The organism is Finegoldia sp. P1-F-LS (assembly GCF_052932205.1).
The window spans coordinates 272000-295400 of the sequence record NZ_JBRFJH010000001.1 but is presented as its reverse complement, the minus strand read 5'-3'; the positions used below and the strand labels follow the sequence as shown (position 1 = coordinate 295400).

At 29.2% G+C, this 23401-nt stretch carries 18 protein-coding genes; 14 read left to right on the top strand and 4 right to left on the bottom strand.

Translation table 11 applies throughout. The annotated features are described in order from the left end of the window. A complete protein-coding gene (locus ACU68Y_RS01675; protein WP_002838408.1) occupies positions 1 to 1341 on the top strand; it encodes an MATE family efflux transporter in 1341 nt (446 codons plus the stop codon). 42 nt (positions 1342 to 1383) lie between these two features. Here ACU68Y_RS01675 and ACU68Y_RS01670 read toward each other — a convergent pair whose 3' ends face one another. The 3 genes from ACU68Y_RS01670 to ACU68Y_RS01660 all read right to left on the bottom strand — a co-directional run bounded on the left by ACU68Y_RS01670 (position 1384) and on the right by ACU68Y_RS01660 (position 6188). Further along, positions 1384 to 2613, bottom strand: a complete 1230-nt coding sequence (locus ACU68Y_RS01670) for a lipid II:glycine glycyltransferase FemX (protein ID WP_002838087.1) — start codon at positions 2611 to 2613, stop codon at positions 1384 to 1386. 111 nt (positions 2614 to 2724) lie between these two features. Further along, the gene (ppdK, locus tag ACU68Y_RS01665) at positions 2725 to 5355 is read right to left on the bottom strand and encodes a pyruvate, phosphate dikinase (protein WP_002838361.1); all 2631 of its coding nucleotides are present in this window, start codon (positions 5353 to 5355) and stop codon (positions 2725 to 2727) included. 14 nt (positions 5356 to 5369) lie between these two features. Continuing rightward, positions 5370 to 6188 carry a pyruvate, water dikinase regulatory protein gene (locus ACU68Y_RS01660; protein WP_002838233.1) on the bottom strand — a complete coding sequence of 273 codons (819 nt, stop codon included), beginning with the start codon at positions 6186 to 6188 and terminating at the stop codon, positions 5370 to 5372. Between the two features lie 204 nt (positions 6189 to 6392). On the opposite strand from ACU68Y_RS01660, the gene ACU68Y_RS01655 reads away from it, so the two are divergent. The 12 genes from ACU68Y_RS01655 to holA all read left to right on the top strand — a co-directional run bounded on the left by ACU68Y_RS01655 (position 6393) and on the right by holA (position 22437). Next, positions 6393 to 7802, top strand: a complete 1410-nt coding sequence (locus ACU68Y_RS01655) for a L,D-transpeptidase family protein (protein ID WP_002838189.1) — start codon at positions 6393 to 6395, stop codon at positions 7800 to 7802. 93 nt (positions 7803 to 7895) lie between these two features. Next, positions 7896 to 8966 carry a DNA-processing protein DprA gene (gene dprA / locus ACU68Y_RS01650; RefSeq protein WP_094202640.1) on the top strand — a complete coding sequence of 357 codons (1071 nt, stop codon included), beginning with the start codon at positions 7896 to 7898 and terminating at the stop codon, positions 8964 to 8966. Between the two features lie 49 nt (positions 8967 to 9015). Continuing rightward, positions 9016 to 10983 (top strand): transketolase, encoded by a 1968-nt coding sequence (gene tkt / locus ACU68Y_RS01645; protein WP_002838384.1) that lies wholly within the window; start codon positions 9016 to 9018, stop codon positions 10981 to 10983. Between the two features lie 142 nt (positions 10984 to 11125). Further along, positions 11126 to 11593, top strand: a complete 468-nt coding sequence (locus tag ACU68Y_RS01640) for a tRNA (cytidine(34)-2'-O)-methyltransferase (RefSeq protein WP_002838118.1) — start codon at positions 11126 to 11128, stop codon at positions 11591 to 11593. A gap of 8 nt (positions 11594 to 11601) precedes the next feature. Continuing rightward, a complete protein-coding gene (locus tag ACU68Y_RS01635; protein WP_002838222.1) occupies positions 11602 to 13200 on the top strand; it encodes a Na/Pi cotransporter family protein in 1599 nt (532 codons plus the stop codon). Positions 13201 to 13273: 73 nt separating this feature from the next. Then, a complete protein-coding gene (gene gap / locus ACU68Y_RS01630) occupies positions 13274 to 14275 on the top strand; it encodes a type I glyceraldehyde-3-phosphate dehydrogenase (RefSeq protein WP_002838322.1) in 1002 nt (333 codons plus the stop codon). Between the two features lie 65 nt (positions 14276 to 14340). Continuing rightward, entirely contained in the window at positions 14341 to 15528 is a 1188-nt protein-coding gene (locus tag ACU68Y_RS01625; RefSeq protein ID WP_446755264.1) for a phosphoglycerate kinase, read from the top strand. A gap of 4 nt (positions 15529 to 15532) precedes the next feature. Beyond that, positions 15533 to 16288 carry a triose-phosphate isomerase gene (tpiA, locus tag ACU68Y_RS01620; RefSeq protein ID WP_002838133.1) on the top strand — a complete coding sequence of 252 codons (756 nt, stop codon included), beginning with the start codon at positions 15533 to 15535 and terminating at the stop codon, positions 16286 to 16288. Continuing rightward, a complete protein-coding gene (gene gpmI / locus ACU68Y_RS01615) occupies positions 16278 to 17828 on the top strand; it encodes a 2,3-bisphosphoglycerate-independent phosphoglycerate mutase (protein ID WP_002838094.1) in 1551 nt (516 codons plus the stop codon). Before tpiA ends, gpmI begins: the two co-directional genes overlap by 11 nt. Continuing rightward, the gene (eno, locus tag ACU68Y_RS01610) at positions 17828 to 19114 is read left to right on the top strand and encodes a phosphopyruvate hydratase (RefSeq protein ID WP_002839066.1); all 1287 of its coding nucleotides are present in this window, start codon (positions 17828 to 17830) and stop codon (positions 19112 to 19114) included. The genes gpmI and eno overlap by 1 nt, the downstream gene beginning before the upstream one ends. A 73-nt stretch (positions 19115 to 19187) precedes the next feature. After that, positions 19188 to 21473 carry a DNA internalization-related competence protein ComEC/Rec2 gene (locus ACU68Y_RS01605; protein ID WP_446755263.1) on the top strand — a complete coding sequence of 762 codons (2286 nt, stop codon included), beginning with the start codon at positions 19188 to 19190 and terminating at the stop codon, positions 21471 to 21473. After that, complete coding sequence (holA, locus tag ACU68Y_RS01600) at positions 21439 to 22437, top strand: DNA polymerase III subunit delta (protein ID WP_002839035.1); 999 nt, start codon at positions 21439 to 21441, stop codon at positions 22435 to 22437. Before ACU68Y_RS01605 ends, holA begins: the two co-directional genes overlap by 35 nt. Positions 22438 to 22490: 53 nt before the next feature. Here holA and rpsT read toward each other — a convergent pair whose 3' ends face one another. After that, the gene (rpsT, locus tag ACU68Y_RS01595) at positions 22491 to 22754 is read right to left on the bottom strand and encodes a 30S ribosomal protein S20 (RefSeq protein ID WP_002838176.1); all 264 of its coding nucleotides are present in this window, start codon (positions 22752 to 22754) and stop codon (positions 22491 to 22493) included. Positions 22755 to 22876: 122 nt separating this feature from the next. On the opposite strand from rpsT, the gene lepB reads away from it, so the two are divergent. Next, positions 22877 to 23401 (top strand): signal peptidase I, encoded by a 525-nt coding sequence (gene lepB, locus ACU68Y_RS01590; RefSeq protein ID WP_446755262.1) that lies wholly within the window; start codon positions 22877 to 22879, stop codon positions 23399 to 23401.

Sequence of the window (23401 nt, the reverse complement as noted above, 5' to 3'; positions counted from 1 at the left end):
TTGAAAACGAGAAATCTTACTGAAGGAAATATTTATAAGGAATTAATCAGTTTAGCACTACCGATAATGGCAACTTCCTTTATTCAAATGAGTTATAATTTGATGGACTTATTTTGGTTGGGCAGATTATCAATTGAATCAGTTGCTGCAGCTGGAACAGTAGGCTTTTTTGGGTGGTTAAGTTATGCTATATGTATGATGCTAAGTGTAGGAGTACAAATATCAGTTGCAGATTGCATTGGTAAAAAGGATATGGAATCTGTTCAGAAATATATATCAAATGCTATAAAATTTGCATTGATTGTTGGAATTATTTTTATTTCATTGATGATCTTATTTAAAGTACAAATAATACATTTTTTTAATTTAGATGAATCTGTAACAAAGCTTGCATTTGAATATTATGGTTTTTTTGTAGCATCAATATTTTTTAACTTTGTAAATCCGGTATTGACTGGGATTTTAAACGGTCAAGGAGAAAGTAAAATTCCTTTTATTATAAATACAATTGCATTAGGAATTAATATCGTATTGGATCCTATATTGATATTCGGATTTGGATTTGTTAAACCAATGGGCATCAAAGGAGCGGCACTGGCAACTTTTATAGCTCAAATGTCAGCATGCATTATGTTCATGATTGCTAGATTTGAATATTTTAAATATTTGAAAGAAAAAATGCACTTAAATTATGTAAAAAGACTTTTTGATTTAGGATTTCCTATTGCACTTCAAGAATGCCTTTTCGCGACCTTTTCAATAATTATGGCTGCCATAATAGCTCATTGGGGAAAAGAGGCTATAGCCGCTCAAAAAATAGGTAATCAGATAGAATCTATCACATGGTTAACAGTTGGTGGATTTAGCGTTGCTTTATCTACTTTTATTGCTCAAAATAATGGAGCTAAAAAATACTCTAGAGTAATGGATGGATATAAAAAGGGAATGAAAATATGTATTGGTATCGGAATATGTACAACCATAATTTTATTTACATTTGCACCACAATTATTTAAATTGTTTATACCTGATGATCCAAATACTTTGAATATCGGAGTAGTTTATTTAAGAATTCTTTCGATTTCTGAAATTCTAATGTGTGTAGAAATCGCTACGACAGGATTCTTAAATGGTATTTCATTAACTAAATATCCTTCAATTAATGGAATTATATTTAATTTCATAAGAATTCCATTGTCATTATTGGTTATGTATAGTAATTTGAGAATAGAGTGGATCTGGGTAATAATATCTTCGCTTGTTATATGTAAAGGTATAAGTTTGTTTATCATATTCTACACAAGAGTTTATAAAAATAAATTAAAATATTTATTAGATTAAAAAAACCTAGGATTGATTTCATCATCAATTCTAGGTTTTTTATTATCTGTGTTTCAATGCAAATTCAAATAATTTATTAATGAGTTTATTAAAAACTATGTCAAACTCACCAATTGTAGCAAGCATTTCTGTTCCAAATCTTTTTTTAAATTCATATAATCCTGCTTCATGATCTTCTACATTATCTTCAGGCGTATAACCAGATACGCCACCAAAGTCATAAGTCGTGCATCCTTTTTCTATAGCCCTTTTCATCATAGTCCATTGCATTAAGTAGTTTGGACTTAAGTCTCTGAAATCATTAGAAGAAGCACCATAAAGGTAATATGATTTCTTGCCACAGAAAGTCAGCAAGGCACCGGATAATACAATTTCATCAACACCATTTTCAATGTATTTATTCATTTGCTCAATCAAATCTTTACATCTTTTTCTTCTATTGTCTAAAACATCTAATTCTTTTAAGAAGTTATTCTTTTTATCTTCTGTTATATCTTTTTCTAATTTGTTTTTAGTTTTCAACTCTTGATTATCTATTTGATTTAATTCTTCTTCATTGGATTTCTTTACAAGAGATGGTATAAGTTTAGTTAGATATAATTCACAATCATCATCTGGTCCTAAAACATCATATAAATTCTCAAAATATTCATGACTTCGATGATTGAATTCGTCTCTTTTTGCTGTTATTTCCATCAATTTTGAAAACTTTGGTAACTCACTCTTATCACATCGTTGACATTCAAGGCCGTTTTTTAAAGATTTTTTTACAACACTTTTTGTTCTAGATTGAAAAGAATTCATCACATCTTTCTCTGATTTGTTTATATCAGTTATCATATAATATCTAGGTTGATTATATTCTAATCCTTTTTTTAATCCGTGATGGTAACATCCCAGATTTTTTAAGTAACTAATTAATCCATCAATTTCTACAGATACTTGAGGGTCAAACTTTAAAGAGAAAACTTTATTTTTCTTGCAAAAATCTTTTAAAATTTGGATAGTAGCTTTTAAATCCTCTTTATTTTCATAATCAACTACTGGCCCTTTAGGTGCATAAGCAAAATAATAGGGAAGAATAGGAAGCTTTTTTAATAAAATCAAACAAGCTCCAATAAGTTTGTCGTCTTTTTTAACTCCTATATTCTTTCCAATCCATCCTTTTTTTACATATTGCCATTTATATATTTGATTTAATTCTCCGTATTTATGGTTTTTAACAAAATTATCATGTTCTTCAGCACTTAGTGTAACCATTTTGTAAGCCATTTTATCACTTCCTTAACTTTATTCATTATACCATAAAACTACTTAATAATAATTTCTTTTAAAAGCAAAAAAAGATAGAGTAAACGAATTTACTCTATCAAGTTCAAATAATTATTTTAATTTTTCTCTTGCTGCTGCTTGAGCTGCTGCTAATCTAGCGATTGGTACTCTGTATGGGGAACAAGATACATAGTCTAATCCAATTCTGTGACAGAATTCCACGCTTTCAGGATCTCCACCGTGTTCACCACAAATACCTACGTGTAAATTAGGATTTGAAGACTTACCTTTTTCAATTGCCATTTTTATTAACTGACCAACACCTTCTTGATCCAATCTTTCAAATGGACTTCTTGAATAAATCTTCTTTTCTTTATATTCTGATAAGAACTTACCTGCATCATCCCTAGAGAATCCAAATGACATTTGAGTTAAGTCATTTGTACCAAAACTGAAGAAGTCAGCTTCTTCAGCAATCTCATCAGCCATTAAGCATGCTCTTGGAATTTCAATCATAGTACCGATTTCGTAATCTAATTTTTGATTAGTTTCTTCAAATACTTGATTGATTTCTTCAATTATTTGGTCTTTAACATATTTTAATTCTTTCTTTTCTCCTACAAGTGGAATCATGATTTGAGGAACTATATCATGTGAAGTTTCTTCTTTTACTTTTAGAGCAGCACTTATGATTGCTCTTGCTTGCATTCTGTATATTTCAGGATACGTTACGGCTAATCTACATCCTCTGTGGCCAAGCATTGGGTTTACTTCATGAAGCTCTAAAATAATATCATTTACTTCATCATATGTTAAATCCATTTCTTTTGCTAATTCTTCAATATCGTGCTTTTCTTTTGGCAAAAATTCATGAAGAGGTGGATCTAAAAGTCTTATAGTAACTGATAAATCTCCCATTTCCTTGTAAATATTATAAAAGTCATCTTCTTGGAAAGGTCTTAATTTATCTAGAGCTTTTTGTCTTCTTTCAGTAGTGTTTGATAGAATCATTTGTCTAACAATTGGAATTCTTTCTTCATTGAAGAACATGTGCTCAGTTCTTGTTAGTCCAATGCCTTCAGCACCAAATTCTTTTGCTTGATGTGCATCTTTTGGAGTGTCTGCATTAGTTTTTACACCTAATCTTTTAATTTCATCAACCCATTGCATAAATTGGGCAAAGTTACCAGAAAGTTTAGGATTTACTTTAGAAATTTCTCCTTTATAAACATATCCAGTGCTACCATCTAATGAAATCAAATCTCCTTCTTTGATTTCTATGTTTTTACCTCTGATTACTTTGTTCTCTTCGTCTACCCTTATTTCACTAGCGCCTGCTACACAACATGCACCCATTCCTCGTGCAACTACTGCAGCGTGAGATGTCATACCTCCTCTTGCAGTTAATATACCTTCGGCTTTAATCATACCTTCGATATCTTCAGGAGATGTTTCTTGACGAACTAATATTGATTTAATTCCCTTAGAAGCAGCTGTTTTACAATCTTCAGCACTAAAATAAACGTGACCACTAGCGGCTCCAGGTGAAGCAGCTAAACCTTTTGTAATAACTTCAGCATTTTCTAATTCTTTTTGATCAAAAGTAGGGTGTAGGAGTTGATTTAAACTATTTGGTTCAATTCTTAAAATAGCTTCTTCTTTAGTTATCAATCCTTCATTTACTTGATCTACTGCGACATTTAGTGCGCTGATAGCAGTTCTTTTTCCGTTTCTAGTTTGAAGTAAATATAATTTAGAATTTTCAATTGTGAATTCTAAGTCTTGCATATCTCTGTAATGCTCTTCTAATCTTTTTGTGATTGAATGGAATTGTTCATATACTTCTGGCATTACGTCTTGTAATTGACTAATTGGTTGAGGAGTTCTTATACCAGCAACAACATCTTCGCCTTGTGCATTCATTAAAAATTCACCGAATAATTTGTTTTCACCGGTTGCAGGGTTTCTTGAGAAAGCAACACCAGTTCCAGATGTATTACCCATGTTACCAAATACCATTGATTGGATATTTACAGCAGTTCCTAAATGATCATCAATGCCATTTAATTGTCTGTAAATTTTTGCTCTTGGGTTATTCCAAGATCTAAAAACCGCTTCGATTGCATATTTTAATTGATCGATAGGGTCTTGTGGGAAATCTTCATTCATTTCTTCCTTGTAGATTTGTTTAAATTTTTCTACAATCTTTTTTAAATCTTCACTATCAAGATCTGTATCGTCTGTAACGTTTTTTTCTTGTTTAATTTTATCTAATTCATTTTCGAACAATACTTTAGGAATTTCTCTTGCTACGTCTGAAAACATTTGAATAAATCTTCTATATGAATCATAAGCAAATCTTTCATTATTTGTAGACTTTGCTAAACCTATAACTGATTTATCATTTAAACCTAGATTTAAAATTGTGTCCATCATACCAGGCATTGATATTACAGCACCTGAACGAACTGAAAATAGTAGAGGATTTTCTTCATCAGAAAATTTCTTATTCAATTCTTTTTCTGTTTCTTTAATATGAGATTTAATTTCTTCAAATAATCCATCCCATAATTTTTCATCTTCTTGGTAAAATTTGTTACAAGCTTCGGTAGTAATAGTAAATCCTGTAGGAACAGGAATATCCATGTTAGTCATTTCGGCTAAGTTAGCACCTTTTCCACCAAGAAGGCTTCTCATATCTTTGTTACCTTCTCTAAAACTGTAAACATATTTTTCTGTCATTTAAAAACTCCTTTTTAATCATTCATTTTTTTTAGATGTCTGATAATAACTTCTGCTGTTTCTTCTATTGCTCTATCAGAAACATTTATAATAGGACATCCGATTTTCTTCATTATCTTTTCAGCATAGTCTAGCTCATCAAGTATTCTACCCAAATCGGAGTATGTACTTTCAGTTGGCAGTCCCATAGATTTTAATCTTTCTTTCCTGATCTTATTTAATTTATCAGGTGAGTTAGTTAGTCCAATTACTCTTTTTGGCTCAATTTCAAAAAGTTCTTTGGGAACTGGAGACTCTGGAACAAGTGGAATATTGCAAACTTTATAATGCTTGTTTGCTAAATACATTGACAACGGAGTTTTGGAAGTCCTAGAAACACCTATAATAGTAATATCGGCTCTTGAAACTCCTCTAGGATCTTTGCCATCATCGTATCTAACAGCAAATTCAATTGCATCAATTCTTCTGAAATAATGCTCGTCAAGTTTGCGTAAAGCTCCGGGGTTTGTAGCTGGAGATCGTTTTGTTAACCTTTGGATGGCAACGATTGATGGAGTCAAAATATCAACTGATATAAGATTATGCATATCGCAGAATTTTTTTAAACTATCAATTAAACTTTCTTCAACCAAACTATAATAAATGATAATATTATCCATTTCTAAGCATTTCTTTAATGTGGAATTAAGATGCTCAATGGATCGAATATGTCCAAATAAGTGAAATTTAGCATTTTCACAAGTAACATCAAACTGAGCTAATGCAGCTCTTGCAATTTGATCACCTGTATCCCCGGTAGAATCAGATAAAACTACCAGATTAATATTTTCCATAATTCACCCCTTTAATTGTATTATCAATTTAATTATACATCATTTTTTACAATTTTAAAGCAATTGTTTGTTATTTAATTTAAAATTATTCAAAATTAGATAAAATTTAGATTAAAAGAACTTTAATTTTCAATAAATGTTTACTATGTTGATAGATTTGTGATATCATTCTATTGACAGAAATATTTAATAGCAGGTGATAATTTGAAAAATATATTAAAAAAAGATGATGAAAAGCTTGCAGATAAGTCTAGCAATAATTCTTCAAAATCTAATAGCATTTATAAACTAAAAGAAACAAAACAATCTCATCCTTGGATTTGGGTTATATCAATTCTTTTAGGAATTTATATAATTGTTTCGATATTTTTTAGCATCATGACTTATCCTAATGCCAAAATAAATGGTGAGAATTTAGGAGTAAGAAAAATATCTGAGATAAAAAATATTTTTGATGAGCAAACAACAACTATAATTGGACGCGACAATAAAACAGTCACATTAAATAATTCGCAATCTGGACTAAAACAAGTTGCACTAGAAAATCAAACTTATGTACAACACGGATTTTTATGGCCAATAGAGCTCATAAAAGGCATAGAAACAAATGTGAAAGTTAAGAAGACTGTTGATTCTGAAAAATTAAAAGATACTATTAAAAAAAGCGAACTATTCAAAAATATTAAAGAACCAAAAAATGCTCAATTGATTTTTGAAAACAAAAAGGCTACGATAAAGCCTGAAGAATTAGGTAACAAACTTGATTTAGACAAAGTATGTGAATCAGTAATAAAGGGTTTTAATGAGCATAAAGATGAGATTACTTTATCTTCAGAGTACATTAATCCTAAGGTTACAAAAAAATCTTTAGAACCTAGTCAAAAAGAACTTGAAAATATAGCAAAAGCTTCAATAACTTTAAAATTACCAAACGGAGAATCTCAAAAAATTGAAGATAATTCGATTTTTCTAGACGAAAATTATAAATTTGAGGATAAAAAAGTTAGAATTTTTGTTGATGAATTAAAAGAAAAATTTGAAGTAATTGGAAAAGATTTTGATTTTACTACTCATAATGGTAAGTCTATCAAAGTCAAAGCAAAAGTTTTTGGAAATGAAATAAACAAAAAGCAAACTGTTGCTTTGATTACTGATGCTTTAAAAAATGGAAAAACAATAGATAGCGATTTGGTTTATAGTAGAAGAAGTCGTAATAATGGAATTCTCGGAAAGAGCTATATAGAAATAAGCCTAGGAGCTCAACACTTGTGGTATTATAGGGATGGAAAGTTAGTTTTAGATACACCTGTCGTTACAGGTGATCCATCGATTAATCACGATACTCCGACTGGACTATTTGAAATTTGGTCTAAAGAAACAGATAGATTTTTAAGAGGGAATAATCCGGATGGAACAAAATATAAAGTTCACGTCGATTATTGGATGCAAATTGATTATACTGGTGTAGGAATACATGATACAAAAGCAAGAGCAGCATATGGTGGACAAGTATTTAATGGTGCCGGAAGCCATGGTTGTATTAATACTCCTATAAAACCAGTTCGCACAATTTTTAATACTGCTGAAAATGGGATGCCGGTTATTATATATTAATAAACTAGTCGATTATTTTATAATAATCGGCTTTTTTTATTGTAAAAATATATTTAATAATGGTATTCTATAAGTAAAGAAAAGGGGTATGATATGGATTCAGATTTATTACTATTTTTAAGTAGTTTGAATACAAATTATAATTGGATAGGTCCGATTCTTGAAAATTATAATACACTTGATGATATTGTTTATGATAATGCAAAAAAACTTTTAGAAGTTGATCCTAAAATTTACGAATTTATTTTTAAAAATATAAAAAAGTTTGATATTAATCTGTACAAAGAAAAATTGTGGAAAAATAGTATAAAATTTACTACATATGGTGATTCAAAATATCCGAAAAAATTACTTGAAATTGATGATGCTCCATATACTTTATATTACAAAGGAGATCTAAATGAAGATTTTGATAATTCAGTTTCTTTTGTTGGAGCAAGAAAATGTAGTCAATATGGATCATATGCTTGTAAGAAATTTGTTTCAGAGATTTCACAATATAAAATCCCGGTAGTAAGTGGATTGGCACTAGGAATTGACAAAATTTCTCATCAAACTGCCCTGGAAAATAGCAATAAAACAATAGGAGTTTTAGGATGTGGAATAGATCAAGTTTATCCTCAAAGTAATTATAGAGTTTTTCAAGAAATGATTTCATCACATAATGGAGTAATTATGAGTGAATATCCTTTTGGAATAGCGCCAATGCCATATAATTTTCCATTTAGAAATAGAATAATATCTGGATTGTCACTAGCTACTGTTGTTATAGAAGCAAAAGAAAAAAGCGGTACATTAATTACATCATCTTATGCTTTATCACAAGGAAGAGATATATTTGCTGTGCCAGGAAACATTAACTCAGTTTATTCGACAGGTACTAATCAATTAATCAAAGATGGTGCATACTTATTAACAGATGTTTTGGATATAATAAGTCAAATACCGGAATTTCAAAATAAATTTATAGAAAAGCCTCAATTAAGTTTTGATTTAAATGAACTAGAAAGTAAAATATTTAATTTATTAAAAATTGATGCAAATTCGCCAGATGAGATTTCTTTAAAATTAAATGAAAATATCTCTGATGTATTGATGAGTTTAACAAAAATGGAATTATTGGGAATTGTCGTTGACATTGGAAGTAAATATTCATTAAAGTAGTATGAATTATATGATATAATAACATTGGAATTTTAAAGAGGAGAATGATATGGACAAAAAACAATTAGCTATTAATACTATTAGATTATTATCTGTAGAAATGATTCAAAAAGCAAATTCAGGACACCCTGGACTTCCTTTAGGTGCAAGCCCGATGACATTTACATTATTTAATGATATAATGCATTTTTCGCCAAAACACAGTGATTGGATAAATAGAGATAGGTTTATTTTATCGGCTGGTCATGGTTCTGCTATGTTATATTCGCTTTTACATTTATTTGGATTTGGAATAACAATAGATGATTTAAAAGAGTTTAGACAATATAACAGCTTGACACCAGGACATCCTGAATATTTGCACACAAAAGGAATTGATGCTACAACTGGCCCTTTAGGACAAGGATTGAGCATGGCTGTTGGTATGGCTATAGCTCAAGAATATTTAGCAAGCCAATTTAATACTGAAAATCATAAAATTTTTGATAACTATACTTATACAATTGTTGGTGATGGTTGTCTTCAAGAAGGCATAACAAATGAAGCTAGTTCTATAGCTGGATCATTAAAGTTATCAAAATTGATTTGTTTATATGATTCTAACAATATAACAATTGAAGGTGATACTAAAAATATTTTTTCGGAAAATGTCAGAGCTAGATATGAAGCATTAGGCTGGGATACTTACTTTGTAGAAGATGGTAATAATATAGAAAAAATAAGAGAAACTATCAAACATGCAAAAACAACTGATAAACCATCGTTTATTGAAATTAAAACAAAAATTGGTTATGGAAGTGTTGTTGAAGGATCTGCAAAGGCACACGGAGCTCCAATTGGTAAAGAAAACATTCCGAGTTTGAAAGAAAAATTAGGATTAGACTTTACTGAAGAGTTCTATATTCCACAAGAAGTTAAAGATCTTTTTGAACAATCTGTTATTGAAAAAGAAAAATATTATTCTGAATGGGAAAATATGTTTGAAGACTATAAACAAACTCATAGAGATCTTTACGATAAATTAATGAAATTTTTATCAAAAGAAATTGATGAAGAATATTTAACATCAGAAGAGTTTACTAGTTTTGAAAAAGATGATGCTACAAGATCATACTCACATGTATTATTAAATAGACTAAAAGATAAGCAATTAAATATTGTTGGTGGTTCAGCTGACCTAGCACCATCCAATAAAACATTTATGGATGGATTGGATGTCTTTACACAAACAATTAGATCTGGACGAAATATACAATTCGGTGTTAGGGAACATGCGATGGCCGCTATAAGCAATGGTATAAGTTTGTATGGCGGATTGATTCCATATTGTGCTACATTCATGATTTTCTCAGATTATTTAAAACCAGCTATGAGATTGTCGGCTTTAATGAAGAGACAAGTTATATATATATTAACACACGATTCGATTGGTGTTGGAGAAGATGGCCCAACTCATGAACCTATAGAACAATTAGCAATGTTAAGAACTATTCCAAATTTAAATACACTTAGACCTGCAGACGGATTCGAAACAGCAATGGCATATAAAATAGCATTAGAAAACAAAGAAACTCCATCAGCTTTGGTATTATCAAGACAAACATTAGTTAATTTAAAAGAAACTAATGAAGGTGCTTTAAAAGGAGGATACGTTCTTAAAAAACAAGAAGCTCCAGACTTAGTTATAATTGCTACAGGTTCCGAGGTAAAACTTGCTTTAGATGCCAGCGAAATTCTTGAAAAAGAAGGTATTAAAACGCAAGTTGTTTCTATGATGTGTCAAGAAATTTTTGATAAACAAGATCAAAAATACAAAGATTCTGTTATTCCTAAAAATATAGAAAAACGAGTAAGTATTGAGTGCTTATCAACTTATGGATGGCAAAAATATACTGGACTAAATGGTTTGAATATCGGAATCGACGAATTCGGTATGAGTGCTCCAGGAAATAAAATAATGGAACATTTTGGTTTTACAACTGAAAAAATAGTTGAAAGAATAAAAAAATATTTATAATTAAAAGACCGTCTACTTTTTTGTGTAGATGGTCTTTTATTTTAAAATTTTATTCATTATTAAAATTGAAATACTATTTCTTTTATGGTATATTTTTTATGGGATTGTTAGAGAATAGTTATGAGATTGTTAAGAGGTGGATATGTTAAATATTGTTCTATTAGAGCCAGAAAAGCCATCAAATACTGGAAATATTGGAAGAACTTGTGTTCTTACCAATACGAGGTTACATTTAGTTAGACCTTTTAGTTTTAGATTGGATGATAAATTATTAAAAAGGTCTGGAATGGATTATTGGGATAAAGTTGATTTAGTTATTCATGATGATATTGATGAATTTTTGGAATACATAAAGGGAAATGATAGAGTTTTTTATGTTGAAACTTTTGCAACCCATTATTATCATGAAGTGGAGTATAAAGATGGAGATTATTTGGTGTTTGGAAAAGAATCTTCAGGAATAGACAAAGATTTGGTAAGTAAACATAAAGAGCATTCCATAAAAATACCTATGAATATGGAAATAGACAGATCTTTGAATTTAGCAAATTCTTGCAATATAGTATTGTTTGAAGCATTGAGACAAATTAATTTTCCGGGATTGAAATAGGAGGTTTTATGGAAATTATAACTCCGGTTTTAGGTGGTTTAGCATTATTCTTGTTCGGCATGACAATAATGGGAGAGGGCCTTCAAAAATCGTCAGGTAATAAATTAAAAATGATAGTAGGATCATTAACTAGAAACAAATATATAGGGGTACTTTTAGGTATTATTGTTACTATGGTTATACAATCATCATCCGCAGCAACAGTAATGGTGGTAGGTTTTGTAAACGCTGGTATTATGCCCTTAAATCAAGCTGTAGGTGTAATTATCGGTGCTAATGTCGGTACAACTATTACTGCTCAAATCATTGCGTTTGATATTGCAAAATACGCACCATTAATTGTGGCGTTTGGAGTACTTTTATATATGAGTGCGAAAGATGACAGGAAAAAAAACTTAGGTGAGGTTTTCGTTGGTTTAGGATTGATTTTCATCGGAATGAATACAATGGGCGATGGGTTAAATCCGCTATCAAAAGAATTGTGGTTTAAAAATGCACTGCTTAAACTTAATTCACCAATTATAGGTGTTTTTGTTGGATTTTTCTTAACAACAGCTGTTCAATCATCTTCAGCATCTATCGGTTTAATACAAGCATTAGGTAGACAAGGACTACTATCAATCAACCAAGCAGCGCCTTTATTGCTAGGTGGAAATATTGGTACAACAACAACGGCACTATTGTCTTCAATAGGCGCAGGGAAGAACGCAAAAAGAGCGGCGATTATTCACTTATTATTTAATGTAATAGGTACAGTTATCGTGTTGCTATTTTTGAATAAGATAATGCAAAATATTGTTTACATGCTAACTCCACTCAATGTATCTAGACAAATAGCAAATTATCATACACTTTTCAATGTAGTAAACGTAGCGCTTCAACTTCCAGTCTCGAACTTTTTAGTAAAAGCGGCAATGAAAATTGTTCCTGGTGAAGAGCACGCTAAAGATTTACAATATTTAGATGACAGAATTTTAGAAACTCCTTCTATTGCGGTTGAACAAGCAAGGCTTGAAGTAAACAGAATGAGCGATATCGTTTATCAAAACTTCAAGAATGTAGATGAGTACTTCATGACTGGAAACAAAAAGCTAAAAACAAAAATACTAGAAGAAGAAAAAAGAATTAATAATTTAGAAAAACATATTGTGGAATATCTAGTTAAATTATCTAATAAATCTATTTCTGATGAAGAACATACACAAATATTCATAATGCAAGATATGCTCAATGACCTTGAAAGGATAGGAGACCATGTTGAAAATATATGTGGTATCGTCACACTTATTTTTGATGAAGACAAAGAATTTAGCAAGATAGCTATAGATGAGTATAAAGATTTATATACTAAGGTTGAAAATGCTATAATTGATTCAACTATGGCATTCAAAAACAACGATCAATCGCTTGCTTCTAAAGTTGCAAATATAGAAAATAATGTGGACTTTTTAGAGAAAAAATATAGACATAATCATATTAAAAGAATTAATAATAATGAATGTGATCCAACAGTTGGTGTAAATTTCCTAGATATTTTATCAAACTTAGAAAGAATATCTGACCACTGTACGAATATATCAAATTATACACTTCATATTGAAGTATAATATATTGATTTAAAAAAACAAAAAACGGGTATATAATAAAAGTATGTAATAAGAAATATTCAAGGAGGAATAAATGAAAGTAGCAATTAGTGGATTTGGAAGAATAGGTAGAGATGTGACTAGGATTTTGATGCAAAAAAATGATCCTGATCTCGAATTAGTAGCATTAAACATTACAAGTGACTTAAAAACAAATGCCCACCTTTTAAAATTTGATTCAATTTATCGTACTTTTGAAAAAGAAGTTGAAGTAATTGCAGATGACAAAATTAAAATCGGTGGAAAAGAGATTAAGGTAGTTAATAGTAGAAATCCAGAAGAATTGCCATGGAAAGAATTGGGAGTTGATTTAGTTATCGATTCTACAGGTGCATTTAAAGATAAGGAAGGCTTATCAAAACATCTTAAAGCTGGTGCTAAAAAAGTATTATTGACTGCTCCAGGAAAATCTGATGTAAAAATGATTGTTGTTGGTGTTAATGATAAAGAATACAATCCTGAAACTGATGACATTGTTTCAAATGCATCATGCACAACTAATTGCTTGGCTCCAGTTGCTAAAGTATTAGATGATGAATTTGGAATTGAAAAAGGATTAATGACAACAATCCATGCATATACAAACGATCAAAATATTCAAGATGCCCACCACAAAGATTTAAGACGTGCGAGGGCAGCTGCATTGAGTATGATTCCAACTACAACAGGTGCTGCGAAAGCAGTTGGTAAAGTTCTTCCTCAATTAGAAGGTAAAATGACTGGACTAGCAGTTCGTGTACCAACTCCTACTGGATCTATTACTGATTTAACTGTTCTTTTAGGTAAGGAAGTTACAAAAGAAGAAATTAATAATGCAATGAAAAAAGCTAGTGAAGGTGAATTGAAAGGAATCTTAGGATATTCTGAAGATCAATTGGTATCTTCTGATATTATCGGAGATGAGAGAAGTTCAATATTTGATGCTGATATGACATATGCATTAGGTAATATGGTTAAAATAGCTTCTTGGTATGATAACGAATGGGGTTATAGTTCAAGAGTATTTGATTTAGCAAAAATAATAGCTACAAGATAATAAAACAATTAAGAGTCGATGGTAAAATATTTTACAATCGACTCTTTTCAAAGAAAGGTTAATCTATGAATAAAAAAACACTAAAAGATTTAAATGTTGAAAATAAAAGGGTACTTGTAAGAGTAGATTTTAATGTCCCTATTAAAGATGGTGTAATTACTGATACAAATAGAATAGAAGCCTCTTTAACTACAATAAAGTATTTAATTGATAACAATGCTAAAGTTATTTTAATGAGTCATCTAGGCAGACCAAAAGGAGAACCTAAACCTGAGTTCTCATTGAAACCAGTCGCACAAAAGCTATCAGAAATTATTGGACAAGACGTAAAGTTTATAGATAGTGACAAAGTCGTTGACGATTCTGTTATTGAAGAAAGTAAGAAATTGCAACCTAAAGAAATTATGATAATTCAAAATACAAGATTTAGAAAAGAGGAAGAAAAGAATGATGAAAAATTTTCTAAAGAATTATCACAATTAGCAGATTTATATGTAAATGATGCTTTTGGAGCTAGTCATAGGGCTCACGCTTCAAATGTTGGTGTTTCGAAATTTTTACCAAGTGCTGTAGGATTTTTAGTTCAAAAAGAAATAGAAATAATGGGTAAAGCTTTAGAAAATCCTGAAAGACCTTTTACTGCAATATTAGGTGGTGCAAAAGTTTCTGATAAAATAGGTGTTATAGAAAATCTATTAGATAAAGTTGATACAATTTTAATAGGTGGCGCTATGGCATTTACTTTTATTAAATCACAAGGCAAAAATGTAGGAAAATCATTGATTGAAGAAGATAAATTAGATTTAGCAAAATCTCTTTTAGAAAAAGCTCAAGAAAAAGGTGTTAAAATCTTCTTACCTGTTGACTTTGTAGTAGCCAAAGAAATGAGTGAAGATTCAGATTCTAAAGTAATCAATATTGACGATTTTACAGATGATATAGCTGGATTTGATATAGGTACTAAAACAATAAAGATATTTGATGAAGAAATACAAAAGTCTAAAACTATCGTATGGAATGGACCTATGGGAGTATTTGAAATCGAACAATTTAGTAAAGGTACTTTTGAAATTGCAAATTCTTTAGTGAAATCAAAAGCTACAACTATCGTTGGCGGTGGAGATAGCGCATCAGCAATTGCAAAATCTGGAAATAAAGATAAAGTAACACATGTTTCAACTGGTGGAGGTGCTTCTTTAGAATTCTTAGAAGGCAAAGTTTTACCAGGTATAGATTGTATTGATGAGAGATAATATTATGAGAAAACCTTTAATTGCAGGAAATTGGAAAATGAACAAGACTGACGGAGAAACTAAACAGTTTATAAATGATTTAAAATGTTTAGATATTTCTGATAATGTTGAAGCTTGTATTATATCTCCATTCACGTCTTTAAAAACACTTACTGAAGATTTAAGAAATTCGAATATTTCTACAGGCGCACAAAATATGTATTATGAAGAATGTGGTGCTTTTACTGGAGAAGTTTCTCCAAATATGCTTAAAGATTTGGGCGTTGACTATGTTATAATTGGTCATTCTGAAAGAAGAACCATATTTAAAGAAGATGACGAACTATTAAATAAAAAAATAGCATCTGCATTAAAACACGATATTAAACCAATACTTTGTTGCGGAGAAAATTTAGAACAAAGAGAATCCAATAGACACGAAGAGGTAGTTGAATCACAAATCAGATTAGACTTGAAAGGAATAAACGAGAAGGACATAATGTCCAAACTAGTCATTGCTTATGAACCTATATGGGCTATTGGAACTGGAAAGACAGCTTCTAGTGATGATGCTCAATCTATGTGTAAATTTATAAGGAATTTATTGTCGAAAATGTATAGCAAAGATTTAGCTGATTCAGTTAGAATACAATATGGTGGAAGTGTAAAACCTGAAAATGTATTGGACATAATGTCAAAAGAGGACATTGATGGAGCTTTAGTAGGGGGTGCAAGTTTAGAAGCTGAAAGTTTTTCTAAACTTATTAATTATGGAAAATAAAAAAAACAAATTAATACTAATAATTTTAGATGGCTGGGGACTAGGTAAGGATTATCCTGGCAATGTTATAAAACTAGCTGATACTCCAACTTTCGATAAACTCATGAGTGAATACCCGAATTCACAATTGATTGCATCTGGAAATGAGGTAGGACTACCAGCCGGTCAAATGGGGAATTCTGAAGTAGGACACATGAATATAGGTTCTGGTAGAATTATCTTTCAAGATTTAAGTAAAATTTCCAATGAAATAGAATCTGGAAAATTTTATGAAAATGAAATCTTAAAAAATATTATTTTAAAAACTAAAGAAAACAGAAAAAGACTTCATTTATTAGGGTTACTTTCTTTTGGTGGAGTCCATTCACATTATGATCATCTTGTAGCAATTTTGAAATTATGCAAGAAATTAGACTTTAAAGATGTTGTAATACATTGCTTTACTGATGGAAGAGATGTATCTCCAACTTCAGCAAAAAATGATATAAAAAAATTACAGGATGATATTAATGTAATTGGTGTTGGAACAATTGCATCTGTTTGTGGTCGATATTATGCAATGGATAGAGATAAGAGATGGGATAGAGTTGAGAAAGCTTATAATTGTATTACCAATTGTGAAGGAAATAAGACAAATGATCCGATACAATATCTACAAAAAAGTTATGATAGAAATATCACCGATGAATTTATCGAACCATGTGCGATAGTAGATGAAAATAATCAAGGAATAAAAGTTGAAAATGGAGATTCATTTGTATTCTTTAATTTTAGACCAGACAGGGCTAGACAACTTACTAGGGCGTTTGTTGATGATGATTTTGATGGTTTTGCTAGAAAAAAATTCAAAGACATTTCGTTTGTTACAATGACAGAGTACGATAAAACTATAAAAAATGTACAAATTGCATATCCAAAACAAGGATACAATAATGTATTAGGTCAAATTGTTTCCGAAAAAGGATTAAAACAATTAAGAATTGCAGAAACAGAAAAATATGCACATGTAACTTTTTTCTTTAATGGTGGTATAGAAAAAGAGTTTAAAAACGAAGATAGAATTTTAGTTCCATCTCCAAAAGTATCCACTTACGATCTTAAGCCAGAAATGAGTGCTATCGAAGTTAAAAATCACGTTGTTGATGTTATTAATAAGGATATATATGACTTAATTATATTAAATTTTGCTAATTCTGATATGGTTGGTCACACAGGTGTAATTTCTGCAGATAAGATAGCCGTCGAAACTGTTGATAAATGTTTGGATGAAATATTAACAGCCATAGATAAAAATGGAAAATATCATGCTTTAATAACTGCAGATCACGGGAATAGTGAATATTTAATTGATGAAATGACTGGTGGACCATTTACGGCACATACAACTAATCCAGTGCCATTCATAGAATATCCTGAAAAAGATATCGAATTAAATAATGGAATTTTAGCAGATATAGCACCAACAATTTTAGAATTGATGAATATAGAAAAACCTGCAGAAATGACAGGTAAATCTTTAATTAAAAAGGAGAGTAAATAATGAGTTCAATAATTGATGTTTACGCAAGAGAAGTATTAGATTCAAGGGGAAATCCAACAGTTGAAGTGGAAGTTTACACTGAAGCTGGGGCGATGGGTTCAGCAATAGTTCCTTCAGGTGCCTCTACAGGAGTACATGAAGCAGTAGAGCTAAGAGATAATGATGAAAAAAGATTTTTAGGAAAAGGCGTAGAAACGGCAGTTGATAATGTTAACTTAGAAATAGCTGACGAATTGGTAGGATGGGATGTGTTCGATCAAGTTGGAATAGATAATTATCTTATAGAATTAGATGGAACAGAAAACAAATCTAGACTTGGTGCTAATGCTATTTTAGGGGTATCTCTAGCCGTAGCAAAAGCAGCTGCCGATGAAAATGGTCAAAGATTATTTGAATATATAGGAGGAGTTAATGGAAAAACTTTACCTGTTCCTATGATGAATATCTTAAACGGCGGACAACACGCTGATAATAATGTTGATATTCAAGAATTTATGATTATGCCAGTAGGCGGAGAAAATTTCAAAGAATCTTTAAGAATTGGTACAGAAGTATTTCATAATCTAAAAAATGTATTAAAGTCTAGAAAACTAAATACAGCTGTTGGGGATGAAGGTGGATTTGCACCAAACCTTGAGTCTAATGAAGAAGCATTACAAACTATAGTTGAAGCTATAAAAAAAGCTGGATATGAACCAGGAAAAGATGTAATGATTGCTATAGATGCAGCTGCTAGTGAATTCTACGAAGATGGTAAATACAACATGGCTGGAGACAACGCAGTTAGAACAAGTGACGAAATGATAGAATATTACAAAAACTTAGTTGAGAAATATCCAATAATTTCTATAGAAGATGGATTAGCTGAAGATGATTGGGATGGTTGGAAAAAATTGACTCAAGAATTAGGTTCTAAAATTCAATTAGTCGGCGATGATTTATTTGTAACAAATGTTAAGAGATTGCAAAAAGGTATTGAAATGGGAGTTTGTAATTCTATTTTAATTAAATTAAATCAAATAGGAACTTTGACTGAAACTCTTGATGCAATTGAACTTGCAAAAAGACATGGATATACAGCTGTAATATCTCACAGATCTGGGGAAACTGAAGATACAACTATAGCTGATGTTGCGGTTGCAACAAATGCTGGACAAATTAAAACTGGTTCAACTTCAAGAACTGATAGAATCTGCAAATATAATCAATTATTAAGAATTGAAGATATGCTAGAATCTACTGCAGTTTATGATGGGATAAAAACTTTTTATAATTTAAGCAAATAAACATACAAGGAATCACAGCTAATTGCTGTGATTCCTATTAATTAGGTGTAAAATGCTAATCACTACAATCATTTTGATACAGATAATTTCAGCAACAATTTTATACATATATTTTAATCCTATATTTATTGCAATTGATGTAGTGGTAACAGGTATAGTTTTATTTAAAGATAAAAAGAAACTTATTATATCTTTACTAGTACTTTTTTTGACTATAATTCATTTGAATACAATTGATGCTAAATACAATTCAATCAAAGATAATGAATTTTTAGATGTTAATGCCGTAGTAATTAATAAAAATAGGTCTAATAAAAAGTATATTGTAAAGCTAACTAATAATAACAATATAAAATTTTTAGTAACTACTAAAAAAGATTTAGAAATTGGTGATAAAGTAAATATCAGATCAAAGGTTAATAAGGCTTACACAAATGGTAATCCATATATGTTTAACTATAAAAATTATTTGCTAAAAAATAACATATATGGAGATATATACTGTAGAACTAATCCAGAAATAATAGGGAAATCTAAATCACCTCTATTAAAAATTAGAAAATTAGTTTTAAATCACATAGTTTTTAAATTAGATTCCAACTTTAACAGCGAAGAATCTTCAGTGTTAAAATCTGTATTTACAGGTTCTAACTTTTTGAGCGATGACTATACAAATGCTGTTAACGCACTAGGAATTAGTCATGTATTTGCGATAAGCGGACTGCATATTATAATTTTATATACCATTTTTAATAAATTATTTGGAATATTTAAGATTAATAGAAAACTTATTTCTTGGATTTCACTAATATTAATTGCAATTTACGGATATGCAGTAGGTTTACCTTCATCTATTGTTAGAGCTTTTATAATGTTAGTGATAGTAGAATTATCTAATCAAATGCAAATAGATTGGTTTGATTTAAATAATTTAACAATCGCAGCTATTATTATTTTGCTGATAAACCCTTATAATTTGTTAGACGTTGGATTCATTTTTTCTTTTTTAGCAACATTTACCATAATTTATTTGTATCCTAGATTCAAAAAATATAATAAAAAATTATATAATTATTTTTTATTATCTGGAATGGTTTATTTAATATTATTACCGATACAATTAAGATTTTTTAATGAATACACCTTAGGATTTATTATCGGAAATACCATTATATTGCCGATTTTTACAGTGGTAATCCAATTAACTGCAATTGTACTTTTGATACCTAATAGTATCAATTATATATTTGTTCAACTTATAAAATTGTGTTTAAAAACTATAAGCTATATTTTTGCTACAATTGATTTTTTAGGTATACATAGTACTAATTTCATGAGTTTTTCTATTTTAATGATAATTTTATATTATATAATATTATTTACAACATATAATAGGCACTATATCAAAACTTTAAATAATTTTAATAAAAAGACTCTAACAAATATGTTATTCCTTAGTTTAATATTACCTTTAATTTTAAATATTATAAATCCGATTACAAAGATAAATTTTGTTGATATTGGACAAGGTGATTGTTTACTTGTTAGACAATATATTAAAAGCTTTATGATAGATACGGGAGGATCTTATAAGTCAGAAGATAAGTCTGGAGAGAATCTTATGGAATATCTTCATAAAATAGGTTTAAATAACCTTGAGTATGTGTTTTTAACACATTTTGATGAGGATCATAGTAAAAATCTAATAAATATTAACAAATCATATAATCCAATAGTTTTATCCAGAATTAATGGAGACAAAATATTAAAAAAGAAATACAATCAGGGCAATGTTTATGTAAGCTTACGAAACAAACAAAATATAAGAATTGGTAATGTTGATATTAAGATTATAGATAAACCGATTAGTAACGAAGAAAACGACAAATCTATTGTTTACAAATTATATATTAATAATATTTCATTACTTATTACGGGTGATATTTCTGGTGAGTATGAAAGAAATATTTTAAAAGATGATATTAAATCTGATATATTAAAAGTTTCTCATCACGGAAGTAAAAGTAGTTCAGATTCTCATTTTTTAAAAATAGTTAGACCGAAACTGGCTGTTATTTCTGTAGGATTAAGGAATGAATATGGACACCCACATCATCAAACATTAGATAGATTAAATAAACTTAAAATCCCTATAAAAAGAACTGATTTAGATGGAAATATCGAGGTTGTTTCTAGCAAATTTTTTAATTCTATTAGAGCCAATAGAGATAAATATTCGATTATTTATTTTCTAGTAGAAGAACAGAATTCGATTATTACAACAGTTGTTATATTGCTTTACTTTAAAAATAGAGGAGTGAAAAATGGATTTTTCATTGGCGAAACAAAAATTAGATAATAATTTACTATCCAATTTAGTACTGATACACGGAGAAGAAAAATTTTATATAGAAAAATATCTATCATTAATTAAAGAACACTACAATGCTCAAAGTTTTGATGAATACGACTTATCAGATTTTGAAAAAATATATAGCTCATCCGAGACTATTCCTATGTTCAGTGATAAAAGGCTTATTTTAATAGATGATGTAGACTTAAGCAAAACAGGAATTTCTAAAAATAAAGATAACATTGACAAGCTGATGCTTTATATTAAAAATATTCCAGAATATACTTTGATAATCATAACATCATACGGCAATGTATTTAAGTCGAAATTATTGAAAGAAATAGCACATTATGGTGCTGATATTGAATTCAATAAGTTAAACAGAAATCAATTCAAAGCATATATAATTAATTATCTAAAAGGTAAGAAGCTTAATAATAATATTGTTAATATTTTCATTGAGTATTCTCTATATCTTATTAAAAATTCTGAAAAGACATTAATTGATGTTAATAATGAACTTGATAAATTTAAAAACTTAGAAAAAGAAGAAATAACAGAACAAGATTTGAATTCTTTAATAAATCAGTATGATAAAAATATATTTGATTTAACGGATTCAATAGCACAGAAAAATTTATCTGAGACAATATACTATTTAGATTTACTGATAAATGATACATCAGATAGTTTTAAAACACTTCATATGATTATTAGACTGTTTAGAAATTTATTATATTTAAAAGAATTGTTGCGTTTAAAAGTATCTCCAAATGAAATTACAAAAAAGTTAAAAATTTCATCATATGAGCTAAACAAAATTCAAAATTTTGTTAAAATTTGGAGATATGATCAATTAAGATTTGCTATTCATAAAATGTACGAAATAGAAATAACTTTAAAATCTAATACTTTAAACTCAAAGTATTATATTGAAAATAGTATATGCGATATTTTAGCAAAAAAATAAAGGTTGAATTTAATTCAACCTTTAAATAATGTAATGGATCCTTTACATTATTATTATGCTAATTTGTTCAATTCTTTAGCCATTCTGCTAATTTTTTTAGCTGCACTGTTTTTAGAAATTGTGTTTTTGCTTGCGGCTTGATCAATCTTTTTAGTTGCTAAGTTAAATAATTTAGTAGCATCTTCTTTATCGTTTTTTTCAATCGCTGCTTCAAATTTCTTAATAAAAGTTTTGATAGCTGATTTTTTAGATTTATTTCTAGCTGTTTCAAGTTTAGTTACATCAATTCTTTTAATTGCTGATTTAATATTTGCCATAATATCCCTCCTTTATTTTTGAACAGTGTTATTATTATACACTATAGATTTAATTATTTCAAGTAATCTAGAACATTATTCGCAAATTATGTTATAATAGGTTGGTAAAGAATGGTGATAATATGAAGAAATTTATGAATAGCAAGTTATCAAATATACTTTTTACAATATTTATAGCATTTATTGTTGTATTTGTAATCAAAACTTATATATTAGAAACGCAACTTTTAAAAACATCTAACATGAGTCCAACACTGAATTCAGGAGATTTTTTACTAATTAATAAATTGAATAAGGTAACTGGATACATAAAAAATACTGATATAGTTGAGTATTATGATGAAAAAAATTCAAAAATTTGTATCGCAAGAGTTATTGCTAAACCAAAAGATTCCGTTGAAATTATAAATGATGATATATTTATAAATGGGAAAAAAATATATGAACCATATATTTTATTACAACAATCGAAGAAGTTGAATAATAATAAATGGGTTTTAGATGATGACGAATATTTTGTCATAAATGATGATAGAGAGCTTGGTAGTTACAATGATAGCAGGTATATTGGACCTATAAAAAAAGATTACATACTTGGTGTTGTTTTCTTTAGACTATATCCTGTTGATAAAATTGGTTCGATTTAG